General features: G+C 52.0%; 3 protein-coding genes. All 3 read left to right on the forward strand.

Features of this window, described 5'->3' with window-relative positions; translation table 11 throughout:
* The coding region (locus Q0X35_RS06300; RefSeq protein WP_297566635.1) for an inositol monophosphatase family protein at positions 1-521 on the forward strand (521 nt) is incomplete at its 5' end.
* Positions 522-523: 2 nt separating this feature from the next.
* Positions 524-1,771: an exonuclease subunit SbcD gene (gene sbcD / locus Q0X35_RS06305; protein ID WP_297566637.1), complete on the forward strand. Its 1,248-nt coding sequence runs from the start codon at positions 524-526 to the stop codon at positions 1,769-1,771.
* Positions 1,768-3,107, forward strand: a 1,340-nt coding sequence (locus Q0X35_RS06310; RefSeq protein ID WP_297566639.1) for an SMC family ATPase, incomplete at its 3' end; no start/stop codon positions are given. The genes sbcD and Q0X35_RS06310, both read left to right, overlap by 4 nt.

The following is a 3,107-nucleotide window of genomic DNA, read 5'->3' on the forward strand; positions in this document are numbered from 1 at the left end:
TGCGCGGCGTGCCGGTGTGGGCCACTCTAGTCGGCCTAGAGGAAGACGGAGAGATAGTCTTAGGGATGGTCTCCGCACCCGCCTTAAATCGCCGTTGGTGGGCAGTAAAAGGGTTGGGAGCCTATACCGGGCGTTCTTGGACCACTGCCCAGCCATTGCAGGTATCGCGAGTGAGCCGTATCGAAGATGCTTCGCTTTCCTATTCTTCTCTCCAAGGCTGGCAAGAGCGTAACCAATTGCGCGCTTTTCTCCGCCTCGCCCAGGCCGCTTGGCGCACCCGCGCTTATGGCGATTTTTGGTCCTATATGCTCGTAGCTGAGGGCGCCGTAGATATTGCTGCCGAGCCAGAACTAGAACTTTACGATATGGCGGCACTGGTACCGATACTCACCGAAGCGGGCGGGCAGTTCACTGACCTCGAAGGAAACCCCGGGCCGTACGGACGCTGCGCGCTGGCGACGAATGGAATTCTGCACGCCGATGCACTCGAAATACTTCACTCGGTGCAGGATAACGATTAATTGTGCGTATTCTGCATACTTCTGATTGGCATCTAGGGCGAAGCCTGCGCGGCGCAGATTTAACTCCCGCTTTTACCCAGTGGTGCGATTATTTGGTGCAGCTAGTTAAAGACGAAAAAATTGACGCCGTGCTCATTGCCGGAGATATTTATGATCGCGGCGTGCCGCCAGTGCTTATGGTGGAGCTGCTCTCCCAAACTCTTCACCGGCTTTTAGAGCATACTCAGGTGGTAATTACTTCTGGGAATCACGATTCTCCCGGGCGGCTAGGTTTCGCCTCCGAATTGCTGCGCTCTGGGCTCTCTATCCGCACCAACGCCGCTGCCTGCTCCCAAGCTATCCCCTTGCGCAATGCCGCCGGAGAGCTAGGAGCTTTGGTATACGGAATTCCCTATCTCGATCCCTACCTGGAAAGTAGCCGTTTATCTGCTTCTGGTGAGGAAGTTGCGCGCAGCCACAGTGCGGTAGTAGGTGCGGCCTTAAAAAATATCCACCGAAGTATTAAAAACGACGAATATGTTGCGGCTCCCCTCCCTCGTATCGTGATGGCGCACGCTTTTGTGACGGGCGGAGAGAGTAGTGATTCGGAAGCTGATCTGCATATTGGCGGAGTAGATTCCGTCCCCGCTTCGATATTCCATCTTCCTCCAATTAATGAGCGGGAACCGCTGAATTATATCGCCCTCGGGCATCTGCACGGCCCCCAAAAAATTACTGCTACGCAGGCGCCGTTGATGCGCTATAGTGGTTCTCCGATTGCCTTTTCTTTTTCGGAAGAGCACCACAAAAAGAGCTCTGTGCTGCTGGAATTTGCAGAAGATTCTCCCGAGAATCCGCCAAAAATTACACTTTTACCAGCGCCCGTCTATAAGCCTTTAGCTACCTTGCGAGATAGCTACGATGCTTTGCTTTCCACGAAGTACGATTCGTATCAAGATTATTTTCTTCGTATTTACGTACAAGATATACAGCGCCCCCTCAATATGAATGCCAATCTGCGCCGCAAATTTCCCTCCGCTTTGGAGATATACCACTCGGGAGCAGAAAATGTGGCGCAGGGCGAAAATGGGAGAAATGAAGGAAATGCCGCGCAGAAGACTTCCGGAATATCTGCCCCAGGCCGCGCGAGCGCGCAAGAAATACTGGAAGAGTTCTTCCTTGCCAACGGAGCGGCGGCACTCGCGAAAAAAGAAAAAGAACTTCTCGATGCGCTGTGGAGAAAAGCCCAGCAAGAAGAGCAAGAATTATGATTATTCGGCGGCTAGAATTTTCGGGAATTGGCCCTTTCGGGAAAAAACAGGGTATTGATTTTACCGAACTCACGCAGAACGGGATTTTCTTATTGGAAGGCCCGACCGGTGCCGGAAAATCGAGTATTTTAGATGCGCTCGTATTTGCACTCTATGGGGGCGTAGCAGGGAAAGATAGCTCCGATGAGCGCCTCCGTTCCACCTACGCATTAGCGCAAGAAGAATCCTATGTAGATTTAATCTTTACCACTAGCAAGGGAACTTATCGAGTGTGGCGCAGTCCGGCGTGGAGAAAGCCCAAGACGCGCGGGGAGGGCTTTACAGAGCAGGCACAGAAAGCGCGGCTCTGGAAGCTTTCGGAAGCAGCGCTGGAAAGTGGAAATTTAGAAGACGCCCAAGCCATCAGCTCACAGGCGCGCGAATCTAATCAGGAACTACGAGAGATTATTGGGCTAGATAAGCACCAGTTTTTACAAACCGTACTGCTACCCCAAGGGCAGTTTGCCGATTTTTTGCGGCTGAAATCTGCGGAACGGGCGCCGCTCTTAGAAAAAATTTTTGCCACTACTCCGTATCGAAATCTGGCGGAGCTGCTGAAGAAGCAATCCAACCACGCACAAAAAGAGATAGCCGGGGCACATGATTCCTATCAAAAAGCTATCGAGACTTGGCTGGGGATTGAGGCGATAGATAGCGATATTCGCGCAGAAATTGCAGCTGCTCGTGCAGATTTAACCGAGATATTTCCTGCCAGCGCTAACTGCGATAAAAAGCTTTTGGCACTTTTGACTCAGGGCGCTGCGGCTCTAGCAGATAGCGCAGCTAAAAAAGCAGATACTGCCCAAGCAGCGCGCACAACTGCCGAAGATTTGCGCAATCGCTGGGAAGCAGAGAAAGATCTAGCAGCGGCGCTGGAGTTGCGAGAAAAATTAGCAGCGGAGTGGGGAGAGCTGCAAAAAGAGAAACCAAAAATTGCCAAGCTGCGCCAGCAATTAGAAAAACACCAGCAGAGTACTGCCGCCTATAAGGAACTACAAAGCTGGCGCCAGCAGCGAGAAAACTACGCAGAAGAGCTAGCGGCACTATCAGAATCTACCGAGGTAGAAACTACAGAGAAATCTACAGTATCTGCTACTGCGCTAGATTCCCCAAAGGCTGCCGGCGCGGGAGCAGGAGCGAAAGCAGGAACAGCCACCGCAATAATCAATGCGATAGAGGAAATCGGCGAAACTTTTTCCGCAGCGGTGAGCCAGCTCGAAGCAAAAATTTTTTCTCCACCCGCGGCAGCCTTAGAGCAAAAGATACCGGATTTCTTGGCCGATAATGCGGAAAATAT

Origin of the sequence: uncultured Arcanobacterium sp., assembly GCF_947253055.1 — a bacterium.
Lineage (GTDB): Bacteria > Actinomycetota > Actinomycetes > Actinomycetales > Actinomycetaceae > Arcanobacterium_A.